Origin of the sequence: Streptomyces sp. NPDC059851 (assembly GCF_042732005.1) — a bacterium.
GTDB lineage: Bacteria > Actinomycetota > Actinomycetes > Streptomycetales > Streptomycetaceae > Streptomyces.
This window is the reverse complement of record NZ_JBHWJJ010000027.1, coordinates 56,431-75,067: the sequence shown is the minus strand read 5'-3', so window position 1 is coordinate 75,067 and position 18,637 is coordinate 56,431. Positions and strand designations below refer to the sequence as shown.

Annotated in this window: 17 protein-coding genes; 5 read left to right on the top strand and 12 right to left on the bottom strand. The window is 73.2% G+C overall.

What is annotated here, in order from left to right; genetic code table 11:
* Positions 1–65: 65 nt before the first annotated feature.
* The 4 genes from ACFV7Q_RS12700 to eccB form a co-directional block, all read right to left on the bottom strand.
* Entirely contained in the window at positions 66–374 is a 309-nt protein-coding gene (locus ACFV7Q_RS12700) for a WXG100 family type VII secretion target (RefSeq protein WP_385427437.1), read from the bottom strand.
* A 52-nt stretch (positions 375–426) separates the two neighbouring features.
* Complete coding sequence (locus ACFV7Q_RS12695; RefSeq protein WP_385427434.1) at positions 427–768, bottom strand: WXG100 family type VII secretion target; 342 nt, start codon at positions 766–768, stop codon at positions 427–429.
* Positions 769–980: 212 nt separating this feature from the next.
* The gene (gene mycP / locus ACFV7Q_RS12690; protein ID WP_385427432.1) at positions 981–2,294 is read right to left on the bottom strand and encodes a type VII secretion-associated serine protease mycosin; all 1,314 of its coding nucleotides are present in this window, start codon (positions 2,292–2,294) and stop codon (positions 981–983) included.
* An 11-nt stretch (positions 2,295–2,305) separates the two neighbouring features.
* Entirely contained in the window at positions 2,306–3,889 is a 1,584-nt protein-coding gene (gene eccB, locus ACFV7Q_RS12685; protein WP_385427429.1) for a type VII secretion protein EccB, read from the bottom strand.
* Between the two features lie 292 nt (positions 3,890–4,181).
* Here eccB and eccE point away from each other — a divergent pair, with 292 nt between their 5' ends.
* The 3 genes from eccE (at position 4,182) to ACFV7Q_RS12670 (ending at position 9,001) form a co-directional block, all read left to right on the top strand.
* Positions 4,182–5,459, top strand: coding sequence for a type VII secretion protein EccE (eccE, locus tag ACFV7Q_RS12680; RefSeq protein ID WP_385427426.1), 1,278 nt, complete (start codon positions 4,182–4,184; stop codon positions 5,457–5,459).
* Positions 5,456–6,166, top strand: a complete 711-nt coding sequence (locus tag ACFV7Q_RS12675) for a hypothetical protein (RefSeq protein ID WP_385427424.1) — start codon at positions 5,456–5,458, stop codon at positions 6,164–6,166. The genes eccE and ACFV7Q_RS12675 overlap by 4 nt, the downstream gene beginning before the upstream one ends.
* 318 nt (positions 6,167–6,484) lie before the next feature.
* Positions 6,485–9,001: an SCO5717 family growth-regulating ATPase gene (locus ACFV7Q_RS12670; protein ID WP_385427421.1), complete on the top strand. Its 2,517-nt coding sequence runs from the start codon at positions 6,485–6,487 to the stop codon at positions 8,999–9,001.
* 103 nt (positions 9,002–9,104) lie between these two features.
* On the opposite strand, the gene ACFV7Q_RS12665 is transcribed toward ACFV7Q_RS12670, so the two are convergent.
* The 8 genes from ACFV7Q_RS12665 to rimP form a co-directional block, all read right to left on the bottom strand.
* Positions 9,105–10,070, bottom strand: coding sequence for a bifunctional riboflavin kinase/FAD synthetase (locus ACFV7Q_RS12665; RefSeq protein WP_385427419.1), 966 nt, complete (start codon positions 10,068–10,070; stop codon positions 9,105–9,107).
* Positions 10,071–10,491: 421 nt separating this feature from the next.
* Positions 10,492–11,400, bottom strand: a complete 909-nt coding sequence (truB, locus tag ACFV7Q_RS12660; protein WP_385427416.1) for a tRNA pseudouridine(55) synthase TruB — start codon at positions 11,398–11,400, stop codon at positions 10,492–10,494.
* Positions 11,397–11,843: a 30S ribosome-binding factor RbfA gene (gene rbfA, locus ACFV7Q_RS12655; RefSeq protein WP_385427413.1), complete on the bottom strand. Its 447-nt coding sequence runs from the start codon at positions 11,841–11,843 to the stop codon at positions 11,397–11,399. The genes truB and rbfA overlap by 4 nt, the downstream gene beginning before the upstream one ends.
* 26 nt (positions 11,844–11,869) lie before the next feature.
* Positions 11,870–12,163, bottom strand: coding sequence for a DUF503 domain-containing protein (locus tag ACFV7Q_RS12650; RefSeq protein ID WP_054223643.1), 294 nt, complete (start codon positions 12,161–12,163; stop codon positions 11,870–11,872).
* A gap of 153 nt (positions 12,164–12,316) precedes the next feature.
* Positions 12,317–15,379: a translation initiation factor IF-2 gene (gene infB / locus ACFV7Q_RS12645; RefSeq protein WP_385427410.1), complete on the bottom strand. Its 3,063-nt coding sequence runs from the start codon at positions 15,377–15,379 to the stop codon at positions 12,317–12,319.
* Positions 15,380–15,538: 159 nt separating this feature from the next.
* On the bottom strand, positions 15,539–15,814 hold the full coding sequence (locus ACFV7Q_RS12640) for a YlxR family protein (protein WP_385427407.1): 276 nt from the start codon (positions 15,812–15,814) through the stop codon (positions 15,539–15,541).
* Between the two features lie 131 nt (positions 15,815–15,945).
* The gene (nusA, locus tag ACFV7Q_RS12635) at positions 15,946–16,944 is read right to left on the bottom strand and encodes a transcription termination factor NusA (protein ID WP_385427404.1); all 999 of its coding nucleotides are present in this window, start codon (positions 16,942–16,944) and stop codon (positions 15,946–15,948) included.
* A 2-nt stretch (positions 16,945–16,946) separates the two neighbouring features.
* Positions 16,947–17,444: a ribosome maturation factor RimP gene (gene rimP, locus ACFV7Q_RS12630; protein ID WP_385427401.1), complete on the bottom strand. Its 498-nt coding sequence runs from the start codon at positions 17,442–17,444 to the stop codon at positions 16,947–16,949.
* Between the two features lie 298 nt (positions 17,445–17,742).
* Between rimP and ACFV7Q_RS12625 the strand changes: the two genes are divergently transcribed.
* Together ACFV7Q_RS12625 and ACFV7Q_RS12620 are read left to right on the top strand one after the other, a co-directional pair.
* A complete protein-coding gene (locus ACFV7Q_RS12625) occupies positions 17,743–18,162 on the top strand; it encodes a hypothetical protein (protein WP_385427399.1) in 420 nt (139 codons plus the stop codon).
* On the top strand, positions 18,159–18,605 hold the full coding sequence (locus tag ACFV7Q_RS12620; RefSeq protein WP_385427396.1) for a ferritin-like domain-containing protein: 447 nt from the start codon (positions 18,159–18,161) through the stop codon (positions 18,603–18,605). The genes ACFV7Q_RS12625 and ACFV7Q_RS12620 overlap by 4 nt, the downstream gene beginning before the upstream one ends.
* Positions 18,606–18,637 lie beyond the last annotated feature (32 nt).

The following is an 18,637-nucleotide window of genomic DNA, read 5'->3' as shown; positions in this document are numbered from 1 at the left end:
GAAGGGGCGCGCCCACTGTGGGCGCGCCCCTTCCGCGCGTACCGGGCCGGTGCGGCTCGGGCGGCTCAGTAGGACTCGGTGAACAGGCGGGAGGCCTTCACGTCGGTGGCGCGGTAGTCGCCCTTGCCGCGCTCGATCAGCTGGGCGACCTGCTCCAGCTTGTTCTTCATGTGCTCGGCCTTGCCCTTGTACCTGCCCTGGAGCTCGACGTACGAGGTGTGCGCCTCACCGTCCCAGGTGTCGGTGACGACCTTCAGGGCCCGCTCCATCTCCTCCAGGTCGGTGATGATCTTCTTGGAGACGGTGCGGATGCGGTTGGCCATCTCCTGGACGCTCTCGTACCGTACCCGGGTCGCCCCGTCGTTGGCTGCCATGATCTTCTCCTTCGCGCTGCGCTGGGCTTGAGGTGGGGAACGACGCGGCCGGTCAGATGCCGTTGAGGCCGGAGGTGTTCTGCTTGCCGGACTCGGACTGGATGGCCTTGAAGGCGGCGCGCACCTCGTCGTCCTGGGCGTTGCTCAGGTTCTTGGTCTGGGCGACCGCGTTGTGCAGGACGTTGAGCAGGCGGCGGATCTCGTCGTGGTCCTCGTTGACGACGGACTGGGCGTCGACGAAGCCGGAAGCGCCCACACCGGTCCAGCCGGCGCTCACCGTGGCGAGGATGTCGGCCAGCTCCCGGGACTGGGTGGTGACGGCGTTGGCCGTCTGCTCGATCTTGTTCTTCGCCTGGACGATCGGATCGTCCGCAAGTCCGAAGTTGTTGCTCATCCGAAGCTCCTCACTTCTCAATTCGCCGGCAGAACCGGCGGATTGCGCAGCGGAGCGGACGTTCCGGGTGCGAAAGTGCCTCACCCACCGGGAAATTCGCCCTCCGCCTCACGCGATCCCCCGATCACAGTCGTGAAGCTGGTGTCACTTTAGCCAGTTCATGTCACAGCCCAAACACCAGTGGCCCTCATCCGTCGATGAACCGTGACCGTTCACTGCAAACGGCCGCGGCGCCTGCGCGCGTCCCGGACGACGGTCGCGGTCCCACCGATGACGGCGATCAGCACGGCGCCGGTTCCCAGAGCGTACGTGCCGATCCGCTCGTCCCGCTCCTGCGCGGTCTCGGTCAGTCGCAGCTCCGCCGCCTCGGGAGCGGCCGCCGGGGGCGGCCCCGGGTCCGGTACGGGGGCCTTCGGCCGCTCCTGGTCCTGGGTGACGGCGCGCACCGGGTCGACGACACCCCAACCGACGTAGTCGTCACGGCCGTTGACCGAGCGTTCGGCGGTGCTCTGGATCTGCCAGACCACCTCCTGCGGGGACCAGTCCGGGTGCTCGGCGCGCAGCAGGGCGGCGACGCCGGCGACGTAGGGCGCCGAGAAGCTGGTGCCGTTGTCGATGCACTGACCGAAGCCGGGCACGGTGGAGACCATGTCGACGCCGGGCGCGGCGACCGCGATGAAGTCGCCGGGCTGGGAGAACACCGCCCGCTCGTTGTTGCGGTCCGAGGAGGCCACGGCGAGGACGCCGGGGAAGGCGGCGGGGTAGGTCTTGCGCTTCTGGCCGCTCGCGCCGTCGTTGCCGGCGGAGGCGACGACCAGGACCTTGGCGTCCACGGCCCGCTGGACCGCCTTGCCGAGCTCGGTGTCGGCGGTCAGGGGGACGTCGGTGTCCTGGGAGATGTTGATGATCTGGGCGCCCTTGGCGACGGCGTGGTCGATGGCCTGGCCGAGGGAGAGGGCGTTGCCCTTGCCCTGCCCGTCGTTCTGCCGGATCGGGATGATCACGGATTCCGGGGCGAGGCCGACGAAGCCGGTGCCGTCCTGCGGGCGGGCCGCGATGATGCCGGCCACCTTCGTGCCGTGGCCGACGGTGTCGGCCGTGCCGTCGCCGCCCTTGGAGTCGATGAAGTCCTTGCCCGATGCAACGTCGAGGGCCCCGCTGAGCTGCGGGTTCACCCGGTCCACGCCGGTGTCGATGACGGCGACGCGGACCGGCTTGCCGTCCTTGTCCTTGCCCTTGGTCCGGGCCCAGAGCGTGTCGAGCAGGAGCCGCTGGAGGGCCCAGGGGCGGTCGGCGATCTGCTTCTTCATGGGGAAGGTGCACTCCCCCGCCCCGTCGGGGCGCAGGGCCGGGCCCGCGGCACCGGGCGGCCGGGCGGCGGGGTCACCCGGGGTGGTGGCGGCAGTGACGGTGGCGGTGGCACTGACGGCCGAAGCGGTCGTGGTGGTGGCGGTCGTACCGCAGGCCGCGGCGAGGGCGACGGCCGTGGCGAGGAGTGCGCGGCGCCCGTACGGGGAGGGGGTCATCGGCGTCCTCCTCACGAGCCCTGGGGCTGGCGCGCCGAGTTGGTGTCCAGGCGCGGCCCCTTGGAGAGGAACTCCGACCACGCGATGGGCACGAGGGCCGGGGTGATCCCGCCGTAGCCGAGACGTATCTGCGCCTGGCTGGCCTCGGGCCGGACCTCGCCGCCGTTCCCGGCGCCCTGCTGGTCCGGGGCACCGATCTTCGACTTCTCGGCGTCGCTGTCCCCGTTGGCCTGGACGGCGTACCGCAGGCCGGTGTCGGTGACGAGGAACAGGGCGCCGCCCGCGGTGGTCTGCTTGCCCTGGACCTGCGTGTAGAGCAACCCGGAGCCGGGCGTGACGTAGGCGCTGGTGCCGCTGGCGGTGATGTCGACGGGGAAGCCGGTGCCGGCCCAGGTGCTCAGGGTCTGGTTGCCCTGGCCGTCGACGGAGCGGAGCACGTTGCAGACGGTGTCGCGGGGCCCGGCGCCCTGCGCGGCGGCGTCGCCGGACGGTGCCTGGTTGATGCGGGCGGTCTTCCGGGCCGGCCACCGGGCCTCGCCCCGGAAGGGCGTCTGCTCGGGGTTGAGCGCCTGGAGGTCGACCTCGCGCGGCTTGCCGTGCATGTTGAGGCTGTCGGTGGCGGGCGCCGATATCAGCAGCCAGGCCGTGAAGTCGGAGACCGGGGCGACCTTGCCCGGCAGCACCACGTAGTGCTGTGCGCCCGAACCGGTCTGGGCCCGCAGCACCATGCCGACCTTGTTGTCGGCGCTGCCCAGGCCCGGCACGTCGGCCTTGGTGCCGGCCGTGGCGGGCAGCTGCGGGAAGGCCAGCTCGTCGCCGGAGTTGAGGGTGGCCAGCCATTGCTCGGTGACCTGCTGCGGGGTGGCTCCGGTATTGCCGACCAGTGCGTTGGTCATCTTGCCCGCGTCGGCGGTGCCTTCGGGGAACTTGTACTTGGTGCCCGCGCCGTCGACGAGGTAGCGCTCCTTGGCCCCGCCGGTGCTCTGTACGTACAGCATCTGGCTGTCGGTGAGCCTGCGCGCGTCGTCCATCATGCCGGCCTCACGGTCGGCGAGGACGAAGGTGGCGGTCTGCACGGACTTCCCGTTGCCGCCCGGCGCCTGACAGACGGCCCAGCGCTTGGCCTTGCCGGCGTCCTTCGGAGCGGGCAGCCGGTCGGGGGCGTACGGGATGCCGATGATGGGGCCGCGCGGCGGTTTGCCCGCGTCGAGGACCTTGTCGTCGATCTGCAGGACCTTGAACTTCTGCGGGTCCAGGAGGAGCCGGGCGGAGGCGAGGTTCAGCACCGGGTGCAGGCGGGTCTGGTCCTTGCCGTTCGCCTTCGTCGTGAGGACCACGTACCGGGTCGTCGACTGCTTGCCGACGAGGACCTTGGTGCCGGGCTCGTCCCAGCCCTTGGGGGCCTGCGGCTTGAACATGCCCCAGGCGCCGAACCCGGCGAGGACGACCGCACCCACCACGAGGCCCGGCACGACCGCGCGCAGGGGTCGTGGCGCGCCCTCTTCGGAGCCCGTCGCGGACGGCTGGAGGAACGCGGCCACCGTCCGCCGCTTCGCAAAGGTGTACGCGTTGAGTTCATCACGCCGTGATGCCATGACCGTCTGCTTCTCCCCGCACGACCCGGTCGGCGACTGCGGTCCCCGGGCCTCGTTCGTCGGACCGGGGACCTACTATGCCTCTTGATCGAGGGGGTGGGCGGGGCGGGTAGGGTGAGGCCGCCGCTCAGTGCCTTCCACAGCCTTCCACACCGGGCGATCAGGGCCTGTTGGGGCGGAATGGGGAGAATCCGGGGTCACGCGGCGAGTACCGCACCGCCCCGGCACTCACGGGATCTGGTCCTCGGGGCACCTCCCGGCGGTAGCCGGGGGAGAAAGGGGAGGTGGGCGAGTGACGGCCACCGCGACGGAGCCGCAGGCGGGCGCTCCCGCACCCGTACGCAGCGGGGTGACACCGACTCCCGAGCCGAGCCCCGGCCGCTTCGGCCCGTTCCGATTGCAACAGCTGGTCCTGCTCCAAACGGCCGCGGCCGCACTGCTGGTGGCCTGGGTGGTGGAGCCTCTGCTGCTGGTTCCCGCCGGTGTGCTGGCGCTGGTCCTCGTGGTCCTCGCCGTCGTACGCCGCCACCAGCGCTCCCTGCCCGAGTGGATCGGCAGCGCGCTCGCGCTGCGCGCCCGCAAGCGGCGGGCCGCGGCGTTCACCGTGCCCGCGGGCACGGAGCCGGGGCTGGCGCCGCTCGTCGAGGCCGATCCGGCTCTGCGGACCATGACGTACAGCGACCGCGACCGGCGGCCCGTCGGCATGGTCGGCGACGGCACCTTCCTGACCGCCGTCGTCCAGGTGGACACGGACGCCACCGCGCTGCGGCCCGACCGGACGGCCCGGCCGCTGCCGCTGGCCCTCGTACGGGACGTCCTCGAAACGGACGGCATCCGGCTGGAGTCCGCACAGCTGGTGCAGCACACCCAGCCGGCGCCCGCCCCGCACCTGCCCCCACAGTCGATGGCCACCCGCAACTACGCGCCGCTCCAGGCGCAGACGGGCACCCCGGCGGTGCGGCTGACCTGGATCGCGCTCAAGCTCGACCCCGAGCTGTGCCCCGAGGCGGTCGCCGCGCGCGGCGGCGGGCTCGCGGGCGCCCAGCGCTGCGTGGTGCGCGCGGCCGACCAGTTGACGAGCCGGTTGACCGGCGCCGGCTTCCGGGCCGCCGTGCTCACCGAGCAGGAGCTGACGGCCGCGCTGGCCACCTCCTCGTGCGCGAACCCGCGGGCGATCGCCCGGGCGGGCCGCTCTTCGGGCCCCGGTCGCCGTACGGAGGAGACCCCGCGGACCTGGCGCTGCGACGACCGGCGCCACACCACGTACTGGATCGGCCGCTGGCCGCAGCTGGGCGGCTCGGGGACGGCGGCCCTACCGCAGTTCGTGGCGCTGCTGACCTCGCTGCCGGCGCTCGCGACCACGTTCAGCCTGACGCTGGCCCCGGCGGAGCGGCGGGGCGTCACCCTGACCGGGCACGTCCGGGTGACGGGGCGCAGCGACGAGGAGCTGGTGGCGGCCCGCCGGGAACTGGAGCGGACTGCCCGCGGCGTGCGCACCGGGCTGGTCCGGCTGGACCGCGAGCAGGTGCCGGGGCTGCTGGCCTCGCTGCCGCTGGGAGGGGCGCGATGAGGAACGCGGTCGGGGGCGGCTTCGGGCTCGTCGGCCCGCGCCGGGAACGGCACACGGTCCCCGCGGTGGACCTGGACGACCTGGCGCTGCCGGTCGGCGACGACGGGGTCGTCATCGGCGTGGACGCGCACGGGCGGGCGGCCGTGCTCGGCATCAACCGGCCCACCCCGTACGAGGTGACGCTCATCGGCGGCGTGTGGACCGCCCAGGTGCTGGCACTGCGCGCGGCGGCCACGGGCGCCCGGGTCGCGGTGGAAACCGGGCGCGCGCAGGTGTGGTCCGCGCTGGCCCGGGCGGCGGGCGGCGGGCAGCAGTGCGTGACCCTGCACGACGTGGGCCGTGTACCGCCGCAGGGCGCCTCGGCGGGCAGCCCGGTGCTGGTGATCCGCGACTGCGGGATGCGTCCTCCGCGCGGGCGCGTGGTGGCCGGGCCCTGGCAGGCGGTGGTGACGCTGTTGCCGTACTTGAGTCCGACGGCGCCGCGGCTGCTGCAGAACTCCTCGCTGGCGGGGATCCAGCGGGTGTCCCCGGACGAGGCGGAGCAGATCGGCCGTCTGATGAACCTGCCGCGGCAGACGGTGGATTCACTGCCGACTCTGGGCGACGGCGTCACCCTGTGGTGCACGCCCCGGGACCGGCAGTTCGTGATGACCCAGGGCACGGAGGCGGAGACGGGGCTCCTGGGGCCGAGCCGGCGCATCGACTGACCGTACTGACCGTGCAGAGGCCGCCCGCGGGCGGGCGCTGGCGGGCGCTGGCGGTGACGGCTGCTCAGGAAGGCCGCAGCCGGTGGGCAGGACGGCCGGTGGCGGGCGCCGCACCGGCCCCGGACGGGGCGGGCGGCGTGCCCCGACCATGGCCGTGACGTGGGCGGACGGGGCCCGTGCCGGGGGGCCGCGACGCGCCCGGACCGGCCGGCGGTCCGGCGGGGGGCCGACACGGGCGTCGGCGCGCGATTAGGCTGAGCGTGGGCGCGGCGCCGAGGGGCGCCGGACCAGTGTTCGACGAACCAGGAGGACGGACGAGTGAGCGGCGATCGGAACGAGAGGCGCGGCGGGACGTGGGACGTCCCGACGGACGATCAGTCCGACGCGGAGCCCGAGATGACGGGCCAGTTCACCATCGACTACACCCCGCCGGCCTGGTACACGCAGAGCGCGGCCCCCGCCGCGCCGGTGCCGGCCCTGCCCGAGGGCAGCGGCTTCGAGCCCCACAGCCCGTCGGACCTGGCGTCCCCGTCGACGATGCGGATGGCCCCGCCGGCCCCGCGGACCCCGGCCGACGCCGCTCCGCCGGCGGCGGGCCCGTCCGACCAGGTCCCCGCGGCGAGCCCGCCGGCACCCGAGCCCGCCCCCGGGCTGCCGTCGTACCTGTCCGCGGCGGACATCGAGCCCGTGCCCGCACCCTCGTCGCCGGCTCCCCTGCCGCCGGCCGACGGGACCCCGGCGCCGGGGCTGCCGTCCTACCTGTCCGGGGCGGACCTTGAGCCCGCGGCCACGCCCCTCCCGCCGACCGACGGGTCAACGGGCGTGCCTGCCCAGGGCGTTGCTTCCGCGGCCGGGCTGCCGTCCTACCTGTCCGGGGCGGACATCGAACCCGCGCCGCCCGTACCCGCGCCTGCGCTGCCCGCGCCCGTACCCGCGCCCGCGCCTGCGCTGCCCGCGCCCTCCGACACTCCCGTCGACGGTGTTCCCGTGCCCCCGCCCGCGGCGGGGTCCGGCTCCGGTGTCGTGCTGGGGAAGTCCTCCGCCGGGCCGGCGCCGCAGGACGCCCCGTCCGCGCCGCCCGCTCCGGCTGCCCCGCCCGCTCCGGCCGACGCCGTCCCCGCGGCTCCGGCACCCGCCGGGCCCGTCGGTGCCGCGCCCGCTCCCCACCAGGCCCTGGAGGCCCCCGCCGGCGCACCCTCCGGCGAACCGGCGCAGCAGCCGGCTGCGTTCCCCACCCCTGGGGGACCGCAGGCCGGGTACGGCTTCCCGCCGGTTCCGCCGGCCGGCGCGCAGCCGCAGGACGGCTACGGCTTCCCGCCGCCCGCCCCGGCCCCCGTACCGCCGCAGTCCCAGGCTCCCGTGGACGCCGCGGCAGGGTACGCCCTCCCGCCCGCCGCGCCGCAGGACGGCTACGGCTTCCCGCCGCCCGGGCCCGCCCCCGTACCGCCTCAGCCGCAGGCCGCCCAGGCCCAGCCGCAACCGCCGCAACAGCAGGCGCAGCCGTACGTCGACCCCCGTACCGGCGCCCCGTGGCCGGCGGCCGCCCAGCCCGGCCCGCAGCCCGGCGGCCCGCAGCCCGGCGGCCCGCAGCCGCACGACCCCCGCTACCAGCCCGGCCCGGCTGCCGGTGGCGCTCCGCTCGGCTACACGGCCGCCGTCGAGCTGTCCTCGGACCGGCTGTTGCGCGGCAAGCAGAAGCCCAAGCCGCAGCGCTCCGGCTTCCGCTTCGGCGGCAAGGCGGCCGAGGCGGACCGCCGGCGCAAGCTGGAGCTCATCCGCACTCCGGTGATGTCCTGCTACCGGATCGCCGTCATCAGCCTCAAGGGCGGCGTCGGCAAGACCACGACGACCACCGCCCTCGGCGCGACCCTCGCGACCGAGCGCCAGGACAAGATCCTCGCCATCGACGCGAACCCGGACGCCGGCACCCTCGGCCGCCGCGTCCGCCGTGAGACGGGTGCCACGATCCGGGACCTGGTCCAGGCGATCCCGTACCTGAACTCGTACATGGACATCCGGCGGTTCACCTCGCAGGCCCCGTCCGGCCTGGAGATCATCGCCAACGACGTGGACCCGGCCGTCTCGACGACCTTCAACGACGAGGACTACCGCCGCGTCATCGACACGCTCGGCCGCCAGTACCCGATCATCCTGACCGACTCGGGCACCGGGCTGCTCTACTCCGCCATGCGCGGCGTCCTGGACCTGGCCGATCAGCTGATCATCATCTCCACCCCCTCGGTGGACGGCGCCAGCAGCGCGAGCACCACGCTCGACTGGCTGTCCGCGCACGGGTACGGGGACCTCGTCTCCCGCTCCCTCACCGTCATCTCGGGGGTCCGCGAGACCAGCAAGATGATCAAGACCGAGGACATCGTGCAGCACTTCGAGACCCGCTGCCGCGGTGTCGTCGTGGTGCCCTTCGACGAGCACCTCGCGGCCGGGGCCGAGGTCGACCTGGACCTCATGCGGCCGAAGACCCGCGAGGCGTACTTCGACCTGGCCGCCCTCGTGGCCGAGGACTTCGTACGGGCGGCCCAGCAGGCCCAGCAGAACCACTGGGGCACGCACCCTCAGCCCCAGCACGCCCAGCAGCCCCCGCACGCACAGCCCCCCGCGTACGCACAGCCCCAGCCGCAGCCCGGCCAGCCCTATGCCCAGCCGCAGCCGCAGCCGCAACCGCAACCGCAGGCCCCGTACCAGCAGCCGCCGCAGCCGTACGCGGGCGGCCAGCCCTATGCCCAGCCGCAGCAGCCCGGCCAGCCCTGGCCGCAGCAGCCCGCGCCGCAACCGCACCCTGGCCAGCAGCCCCCGCGCGACCCGCGCCTGGGCTGATCTCCGCACCGCCAGCTACCGCAGGAGCAAGAGGAAGGGCCCGCACCACCCCGGGGGAACCGGGGACGGTGCGGGCCCTCGCCTTCGTTCCGTCGGGCCGCGGTCAGTGCTGCGCGTACTCCGCGTCGTACGCCCGCGTCAGCTCCCGGGCGCGCTTCACGTCGTCCGCGATGGCCTCCAGCAGGCCCTCCAGCGACTCGAACTTCGCCATGCCGCGCACGTACGCGAGGAAGTCCACCGTGACGTGCAGCCCGTAGAGGTCCAGGCCGATGCGGTCGATCGCGTACGCCTCCACGGTCCGCTCGGTGGCGTCGAACTGCAGGTTGGTGCCCACGGAGATCGCCGCGGGCATGCGCTCGCCGTTCGCCGTGAGCCAGCCCGCGTACACGCCGTCGGCGGGGACGGCGGTGTGCGGCGGGGTCTCGACGTTGGCCGTCGGGTAGCCGAGCTCGCGGCCGCGCTGCGCGCCCCGTACGACGACGCCCTCGACGCGGTGCGGACGGCCGAGGACCTCGGCCGCGCCCGCCATGTCGCCCTCGGCTACCAGCTTGCGGGCGAGGGTGGAGGAGAACGGCACGCCGCCGCCCGCCGTACCGCGCTCGAACAGGTCGATGACGTCGACCTCGTAGTCGTACGTGCCGCCCAGTTCGCGGAGGAAGTCGACGTTCCCGGCGGCGCGGTGGCCGAAGCGGAAGTTGGGGCCCTCGATCACGGCTCGCGCGTGCAGCTTGTCGACGAGCACCTTGACGATGAAGTCGGCCGGGGAGAGCTGCGAGAACTCGGCCGTGAACGGCAGGACCAGCAGGGCGTCGACCCCGAGGCCGGCCATCAGTTCCGCGCGCCGGTCGTAGCCCGCCAGGATCGGCGGGTGGCTGCCGGGGCGGACGACCTCGCTCGGGTGCGGGTCGAAGGTGACGACGACGGACGGGACGCCGAGCTCGCGCGCCCGGGCCACGGCCCGCCCGATGATCAGCTGGTGGCCCCGGTGCACACCGTCGTACGAGCCGATGGTGACGACGCTGCGCCCCCAGTCCTGGGGGATGTCCTCCAAGCCACGCCAGCGCTGCACTGTGACCGCTCCTCGCCCGAACCGTGTAGGCCCTGTACTCGTTGCCGATTGCACGTCTAAGACTGCCATGCCCGCGCCCGCGGCCCCGCATCGGTGTCGGGCTCCGGGGCACTCTGTGTCACCTCGACCGGAAGGCGCCGGGGAGCCCGACGGGGCGGCCGGCGCGCACGAGCCCGCGGGCGGCCGGCCGAATAGCGGTGCGGCGGAAAAGCGCCCCCTTGTGCCCCCTCCAGTCACTCCGCGCGCCTGCTCGGTCGGGTGAATACCGGTGCCCGGCTGGATAGAGAGTTACCCGAGGGGGGTGGTGGAGCGGTGAGCAGCGGACGATGCGCGCTCACCGCACCACGTCACGACAGACCGGCGCATCGGTGGACCAGCAGATGGACGGATCGACGGATCGACGGATCGACGGATCGACGGATCAGGCGAAGACGGCCAGCGACTTCGCCTTGCCGCCCTTGCTCTCCACGAGCCCGAGCAGCTGCCCCTGCGGCCCGAAGACCGCCACGGTCCGGCCGGCCCCGTACATGTCCGGCATCTCGATCCGCACGCCGTTGGCGAGGAGGGAGGCCCGCCGGGCGTCCAAGTCCCAGCGGGGGAACGCCGCGGCCGCCGCCTCGGCGATCGGCATGACGGTCAGCTCCTCCTGGAGCTGGTCCAGGGTGCGCGCCCGGTCGAGCTTGTACGGGCCCACCCGGGTGCGCCGCAGCGCGGTCAGGTGACCGCCGACGCCGAGGTCGGCTCCCAGGTCGCGGGCCAGGGCGCGGATGTACGTGCCGCTGGAGCAGACGACGGAGACCACGAGGTCGACGACCTTGGTGCCGTTCTCGGCCTCGGCCTCGCGCATGTCGTAGACCTGGAACGAGGAGATGGTCACCGGCCGGGCCGGGATGTCGAAGTCCTCGCCGTCCCGGGCGCGCTTGTACGAACGCACGCCCTTGATCTTGATGGCGCTGACCTTGGACGGGACCTGCATGATCTCGCCGGTCAGCTTGGCGATGCCCCCGTCGACGGCCTCGCGGGTGACCCCGGAGGCGTCCGCGGAGGTGGTGATCTCGCCTTCCGCGTCGTCGGTCAGCGTGTTCTGGCCGAGGCGGATCGTGCCGAGGTACTCCTTCTCCGTGAGCGCCAGGTGGCCGAGGAGCTTGGTGGCCTTCTCGACGCCCAGGACGAGCACGCCCGTCGCCATCGGGTCGAGCGTGCCCGCGTGGCCGACGCGGCGGGTCCTGGCGATCCCCCGCATCTTGGCGACCACGTCGTGCGAAGTGAAGCCGGACGGCTTGTCGACGATGACGAGTCCGTCCGGCACCTTCCCTGCGTTGCTGCTCATTCGGCGGCTGCGTCCTCGTCCTCGCCGGGCTTCTTGTACGGGTCGGCCTCGCCGGCGTACTCGGCGCCCGAGGAGGCCTCGCGCACCGCGGCGTCGGAGGTCCGCGCCTTGTCGAGGAGGTCCTCGATCGTCCGCGCGGTGTCCGGGAGGGCGTCCGCCACGAAGGTGAGGGTGGGCGTGAACTTGGTGCCCGCCACCCGGCCGACCGCGGAGCGCAGCACGCCCTTGGCGCTCTCCAGGCCGGCGGCCGCGCTGGCCCGGTCCTCGTCGTCGCCGTACACCGTGTAGAAGACCGTGGCCTCCCGCAGGTCACCGGTGACCCGGGTGTCCGTGATCGTCACGTGCGTACCGAGGCGCGGGTCCTTGATGCCTCGCTGCAGCTTCTGGGCGACCACCTCCCGGATGAGGTCCGCCAGTTTCTTCGCCCGCGCATTGTCGGCCACTGGTCCGTCTCCTTCTTTCCTTGCATTCAGTCTTCATCACCGTGGAGCCGTCGGCGCACCGACAGCAGCTCCACTTCCGGACGTGCCGCGACCAGCCGCTCGCAGCGGTCCAGTACGTCCGAGAGGTACCCCGTGTCCCCGCTCACCAAGGCGACGCCGATGCGGGCCCTGCGGTGCAGATCCTGGTCGCCCACCTCGGCCGCGCTCACGGAGAACTTGCGCTGGAGCTCGGCGACGATGGGACGGACGACGGAGCGTTTCTCCTTCAGCGAGTGGACGTCGCCGAGGAGCAGGTCGAAGGACAGAGTCCCCACGTACATGCAGTTCCGGATGTCCCGCCGGTCCGGGTTAGGTGGCCTGCCGGCCGACTGGCGACAGGGTCACCAGAACCGTACACGCAACGGCCGGGGCCGATCGACGGAAATAATCCGCCGACCGGCCCCGGTCACGACACGGTGCGATGTGCCCGGCGCTTACACGCGCGGCTTCTCGCGCATCTCGTACGTCGCGATGACGTCGTCGATCTTGATGTCGTTGTAGTTGCCGAGGTTGATACCGCCCTCGAAGCCCTCGCGGATCTCGGTGACGTCGTCCTTGAAGCGACGCAGACCCGAGATCGTGAGGTTCTCGGCGACGACCTTGCCGTCGCGGATGAGGCGCGCCTTGGTGTTGCGCTTGACCTCGCCCGACCGGACCAGGACACCGGCGATGTTGCCCAGCTTGGACGAGCGGAAGACCTCGCGGATCTCCGCCGTACCCAGCTCGACCTCTTCGAACTCCGGCTTGAGCAGACCCTTCAGGGCCGCCTCGATCTCCTCGATGGCCTGGTAGATCACCGAGTAGTAGCGGACCTCGACGCCCTCGCGCTCGGCCATCTGCGTCGCACGGCCGGCCGCGCGGACGTTGTAGCCGATGACGATCGCGTCGGAGCCCATCGCCAGGTTGATGTCCGACTCCGTGACCTCACCGACGCCGCGGTGCAGGACCCGGATGTCGACCTCTTCGCTGACGTCGAGCTGGAGCAGCGAGGACTCCAGGGCCTCGACGGCACCGGAGGCGTCACCCTTGATGATGAGGTTGAGCTGCTGGATCTCGCCCGCCTTGAGCACGGAGTCGAGGTCCTCGATGGACACCCGGCGGGTGCGCTTGGCGAAGGCTGCGTTGCGCTCGCGCGCAGCGCGCTTCTCGGCGATCTGGCGGGCCGTGCGGTCCTCGTCGACGACGAGGAAGTTGTCGCCGGCACCCGGGACGTTGGTGAGACCCAGGACCAGGACGGGCGTCGACGGAGTCGCCTCCTCGACGTTGTTGCCCTTGTCGTCGAGCATCGCGCGGACACGGCCGTACGCGTCGCCCACGACCATCGTGTCGCCGATGCGCAGCGTTCCGCGCTGGACGAGGACGGTCGAAACGGCACCGCGGCCGCGGTCGAGGTGGGACTCGATCGCAATGCCCTGGGCGTCCTGCTCCGGGTTGGCACGCAGGTCGAGGGCGGCGTCCGCGGTCAGGACCACGGCCTCCAGCAGCTTGTCGATGTTCAGACCCTGCTTGGCGGAGATGTCGACGAACATCGTGTCGCCGCCGTACTCCTCGGCCACCAGGCCGTACTCGGTCAGCTGACCGCGCACCTTGGTCGGGTCCGCACCCTCGACGTCGATCTTGTTGACCGCGACCACGATCGGCACGTCGGCCGCCTTGGCGTGGTTCAGGGCCTCGACCGTCTGCGGCATGACACCGTCGTTGGCCGCCACCACGAGGATCGCGATGTCGGTCGACTTGGCACCGCGGGCACGCATGGCGGTGAACGCCTCGTGACCCGGGGTGTCGATGAAGGTGATCTTGCGGTCCTCGTCGTTGACGTGGGTCGCGACCTGGTAGGCACCGATGTGCTGGGTGATGCCGCCGGCCTCGCCCGCGACCACGTTGGTCTTGCGGATCGCGTCGAGGAGGCGGGTCTTGCCGTGGTCGACGTGACCCATGACGGTCACGACCGGCGGACGCGCCACGAGGAACTCCTCGCCGCCCTCGTCCTCGCCGAACTCGATGTCGAAGGACTCCAGCAGCTCGCGGTCCTCCTCCTCCGGGCTGACGATCTGAACGGTGTAGTTCATCTCGTCCGCGAGGAGCTGGAGGGTCGCGTCGGAGACGGACTGCGTGGCAGTGACCATCTCGCCGAGGTTCATCATGACCGCGACCAGCGACGCCGGGTTGGCGTTGATCTTCTCCGCGAAGTCGGTGAGGGACGCACCGCGCGACAGGCGAACGGTCTCGCCGTTGCCGCGGGGCAGCATCACGCCGCCGACGGACGGGGCCTGCATGGCCTCGTACTCCTGGCGCCGCTGCCGCTTCGACTTGCGGCCGCGACGGGCCGGGCCGCCGGGACGGCCGAAGGCACCCTGCGTACCGCCACGGGCGCCGGGGCCGCCAGGGCGACCACCGAAGCCGCCGGGACGGCCGCCGCCGCCACCGCCGGGACCGCCGCCGAAGCCGCCGCCACCCGGACGCGGGCCGCCGAAGCCGCCGCCCGCCGGACGGGAGCCCGGACCGGCCGGACGGCCGGCGAAGCCGCCGCCGGGACGGCCGGCGCCGCCCGGACGCGGACCGCCGGCACCGGGACGACCGCCGGGGCCGCCACCGGGACGCGGACCGGGACCGCCGGCAGCGGGACGCTGCGGCATCATGCCCGGGTTCGGACGGTTGCCGCCGGGGCCCGGACGCGGGCCGCCCTGCGGACGGGGCATGCCGCCCGGGGTGGGACGCGGGCCGCCGGGGGCCTGCGGACGCGGCGCACCGGGACCGGCCTGCGGACGCGGGGCACCGCCGGGGGCGCCGGCGCCGGGGGCACCGGGGCGCGGGGCGCCACCCGGACGGGGCGCCTGCGGGCGCGCCATGCCGGTGGAGCCGCCGGAGGTGAACGGGTTGTTGCCCGGACGGGGACCGGCCGGACGGGCGCCCGGACGCGGGGCCTGGCCGCCGGGACGAGGGGCCTGGCCACCCTGGGCCTGGCCACCCGGACGCGGAGCGCCGGGACGGGCACCCTGGCCGGGAGCCGCCGGACGCTGCTGCGTCGGACGCGGACCCGGGGTCGCCGCCGGGCGCGCCGGAGCGGCCGGGGGCGCCGTGAACTCGGTCGCCACGGGCGCCGCCGGAGCGGGCTTCGGGGCGGCCGGAGCCTTCGGGCCGGGACGCGGGCCGGGAGCGGCCGGGGTCACCGGGGCGGGCGCGGCCGGAGCCTCGGCAGCGGCCGGCTTGGGGGCCGGTGCGCCGGGCTTCGGGGCGGCGGGACGTGCAATGGCACCCGGGGTGGGAACCCCGGGCTTGGCGGGGGCGGCCTTACGCGGCGCACCCGGCTTCGCAGCGGACTTGCCGGCGCTGCCGCCGGGCCCCTGCAGTGCGTCAGTCAACTTGCGCACAACCGGCGCCTCGATCGTCGAGGACGCCGAACGGACAAACTCACCGAGTTCCTGGAGCTTGGCCATGACGACCTTGCTCTCCACACCGAACTCCTTGGCGAGTTCGTATACCCGGACCTTAGCCACTTCGCTCCTTTTAGGTCCGGGTTGCGCCGGACCGTCGCTACTTCATGGGCGTACTCATCGCGTACTCATCGAGTGCTCATCGCAATCTCGACCTACTTCCAACTCGCGAGGTACCTGACCGCACGGGGACCCGTGCCGTTGTGCTTCTTACGGTGTCGCCTAGGCCTGTACGGCCACGGCTCTGCTCAGCCCGGCCGTGTCGAGTGCTCCCGGGGACCGGAGGGCCCGGGGGAACGCTCTGCGGCGGACCGCCTTGTCGAGACAGACCTCGGCAGGGTGCACGTAGGCACCCCGGCCGGGCAGCGTACCGCGTGGATCGGGGACGCACTCGTCCCCGATCGCCACGATGCGCAGCAGTTCGCTCTTGGCCGCTCGCTCCCGACACCCCACACAGGTGCGTTCGGGGCATGCGCGGGCTTGCGTCCGGCCAGACACGCCTAAGTCTACCTCCCCGTACCGACCTCACCCCTTCGGGCGAAAAATCGAACGGACGTTGTCGCGATCTGCTGTCTTGATCTGTTGTCTTGAACCTGTGTACCGGGCGACAGCGCCGCCCGGTACCGGTTTTATTCCCCGTCCTGACCCGAGCCGTGCTCGGTGTCCGGACGGATGTCGATGCGCCACCCGGTCAGGCGAGCGGCGAGGCGGGCGTTCTGGCCCTCCTTGCCGATGGCCAGGGACAGCTGGTAGTCGGGCACGGTCACCCGGGCCGAGCGGGAGTCCCAGTCGACGACCTCGACCTTGCTCACCCGAGCGGGTGACAGGGCGTTGGCGACCATCTCCGCCGGGTCGTCCGACCAGTCGACGATGTCGATCTTCTCGCCGTGCAGCTCGGCCATGACGTTGCGCACACGGGCGCCCATCGGGCCGATGCAGGCGCCCTTCGGGTTGAGGCCCGAACGGGTGGACCGCACGGCGATCTTGGTGCGGTGTCCGGCCTCGCGGGCGATCGCCGCGATCTCCACGCTGCCGTCCGCGATCTCCGGGACCTCCAGCGCGAAGAGCTTCTTCACGAGGTTCGGGTGGGTGCGGGACAGGGTCACGGACGGGCCGCGGACACCCTTCGCCACCCGGACGACGTACGCCTTGAGGCGGAGGCCGTGCGGGTAGTCCTCGCCGGGGACCTGCTCCTGCACGGGCAGGATGGCCTCCAGCTTGCCGATGTCGACCAGGACGTTCTTGGGGTCCTTGCCCTGCTGGACGACGCCGGTCATGATGTCGCCCTCGCGGCCGGCGAACTCGCCGAAGGTCAGGTCGTCCTCAGCGTCGCGCAGACGCTGCAGGATCACCTGCTTGGCGGTGGTCGCCGCGATCCGGCCGAAGTCCGACGGGGTGTCGTCGAACTCCTTGGGCTCCTGCCCCTCCTCCAGGTCCCGCGGGTCCTCCGTCGCCCAGACGACGACGTGGCCGTTCGTGCGGTCCAGCTCCACGCGCGCCCGGCGGAAGCTGCCCTCGGTGCGGTGGTACGCGATGAGGAGGGCCGACTCGATCGCCTCGACGAGCAGGTCGAAGGAGATCTCCTTCTCCCGGACCAGACCCCGCAGGGCACTCATGTCGATGTCCACGGCTACGCCTCCTCTTCCTTCTTGTCCTTGCGGTTGAACTCGATCTCGACACGCGCCTTGGCGATGTCCGTGAACGCGATGCGGCGGGCGGTCGCCTTGCGGCCCTTCACGCCGGGAACCTCGAGGTCCATGCCCTCGTCGTCGACACCGAGGATGCGGGCGACCAGGTCACCGCCCTCGGACAGCTGGAACTTCACGAGGCGGCCGGTGGCCCGTACGTAGTGGCGGTGCTCGGTCAGCGGGCGGTCGGCGCCCGGGGAGCTCACTTCGAGGACGTACTCGCCCTCGCCCATCGCGTCGGTCTCGTCGAGCTTGTCGGAGACCTCGCGGCTCAGCTCCGCACACGCATCCAGTTCCACGCCCTCGTCGGAGTCCACGATGATGCGCAGCATCCGGCGCTTTCCTGCCTTGGACAGCTCGATGTCCTCGAGATCCAGTCCCTTGGCGGCGACGAGCGGCTCCAGCAATCCGCGCAGCCTGTCGCTCTGGGTGGTGCTCATCCGGGTGACTCCTCGGCCGCGTGTGCTGTTGTGGTGTACGTCGCGTGTCAGGTCAAAGGGTATCCGGTCGCGGAGGGTGTTGCCGTCAGCCGGGCGGACACGGCCCCGGGTACCGTGATCACACCCCTGCCCGCACCACCCCGAGGACGTCGCCGTGCCCTGGACCCTGCCCCTGAGGCCTTCGCGAAGGAGCCTGCTCGCCGGTGCCGCCGGCGCAGCCGGCGCGGCACTGCTCACCGGCTGTTCCGGCGGGACCGCGGGATCCGCCGCCACCGCCGGCGCTTCACTCGAACGGCGTATGCGCGAGTCGGGCGTTCGAGACAGCGAGCGACTGCTGGAACGTTACGACGCCACCTCCGCCGCCCATCCGGCCCTCGCCGGGCGGCTGGCCCCGCTGCGCTCGGCGGTCGCCGCGCACGCGGCGGCGCTGGCCTTCCCCGGCACGCCCTCCGCCCCGGTCACCCCCGGGGCCGGGGCGGCCGAGGGGTCCGCCGCCCCGGCGGCGGCCGGCACGCCCGCCGCGAGCGCCGAGCCGGTGCCGCCGAAGGCCGAGGACGCGCTGGCCGCGCTGGCGGACGCCGAGCGGACCCTGGCCGAGGCCCGGACCGTCGCCCTGGGCGGGGCGCCCGGGGAGCTGGCCCGGCTGCTCGCCTCGGTGGCCGCCTGCGGCGCCGTCCACGCCCACCTGCTGACCTCGAACCCCGGAGCCACTGCGTGAAGCCCTCACCCCAGCCCTCCCCCGCCAACCGGGCCCTGGAGGCCGCGCAGTCCGCCCTCGCCGCCGAGCACGCGGCCGTCTACGGCTACGGGGTGATCGGCGCCCGGGCCGCCTCCGCCCGCGCGACCGAGGCCCGCGACGCGCACGGCGCCCATGTCGCGCGCCGGGACGCGCTGGCGCGTGCCGTGCGCGAGCTCGGCGGTGCGCCCCGGGCCGCGGAACCGGCGTACGCGCTCCCCTACGAGGTGCGCACCCCGGCCGACACCGAACGGCTGGCCGCCGAGATCGAGGACCGGGTGGCGGGCGCGTACTCCGATCTGGTGCGGGCCGCGGACGGCCGGCTGCGCCGGGAGGCGGCCGATGCGCTGAGCGCTGCGGCCGTGCGCGCGGCACGCTGGCGCGGAGTCGGCGTAGCCTTCCCTGGGCTCACGGAAAGGCGCTGATCACGCGCACGGGCCCGGTCGAGCTGAAAGGG

Bases quoted from the DNA above. Each gene is read 5' to 3' on its own strand.
- ACFV7Q_RS12700 (WP_385427437.1), bottom strand. From the start codon at position 374: ATGGCAGCCAACGACGGGGCGACCCGGGTACGGTACGAGAGCGTCCAG.
- truB (WP_385427416.1), bottom strand. From the start codon at position 11,400: ATGAGCAGCAACGCAGGGAAGGTGCCGGACGGACTCGTCATCGTCGAC.
- ACFV7Q_RS12675 (WP_385427424.1), top strand. From the start codon at position 5,456: ATGAGGAACGCGGTCGGGGGCGGCTTCGGGCTCGTCGGCCCGCGCCGG.
- ACFV7Q_RS12625 (WP_385427399.1), top strand. From the start codon at position 17,743: ATGCGCGAGTCGGGCGTTCGAGACAGCGAGCGACTGCTGGAACGTTAC.
- mycP (WP_385427432.1), bottom strand. From the start codon at position 2,294: ATGACCCCCTCCCCGTACGGGCGCCGCGCACTCCTCGCCACGGCCGTC.
- eccB (WP_385427429.1), bottom strand. From the start codon at position 3,889: ATGGCATCACGGCGTGATGAACTCAACGCGTACACCTTTGCGAAGCGG.
- ACFV7Q_RS12695 (WP_385427434.1), bottom strand. From the start codon at position 768: ATGAGCAACAACTTCGGACTTGCGGACGATCCGATCGTCCAGGCGAAG.
- ACFV7Q_RS12650 (WP_054223643.1), bottom strand. From the start codon at position 12,163: ATGTACGTGGGGACTCTGTCCTTCGACCTGCTCCTCGGCGACGTCCAC.
- rimP (WP_385427401.1), bottom strand. From the start codon at position 17,444: ATGAGCACCACCCAGAGCGACAGGCTGCGCGGATTGCTGGAGCCGCTC.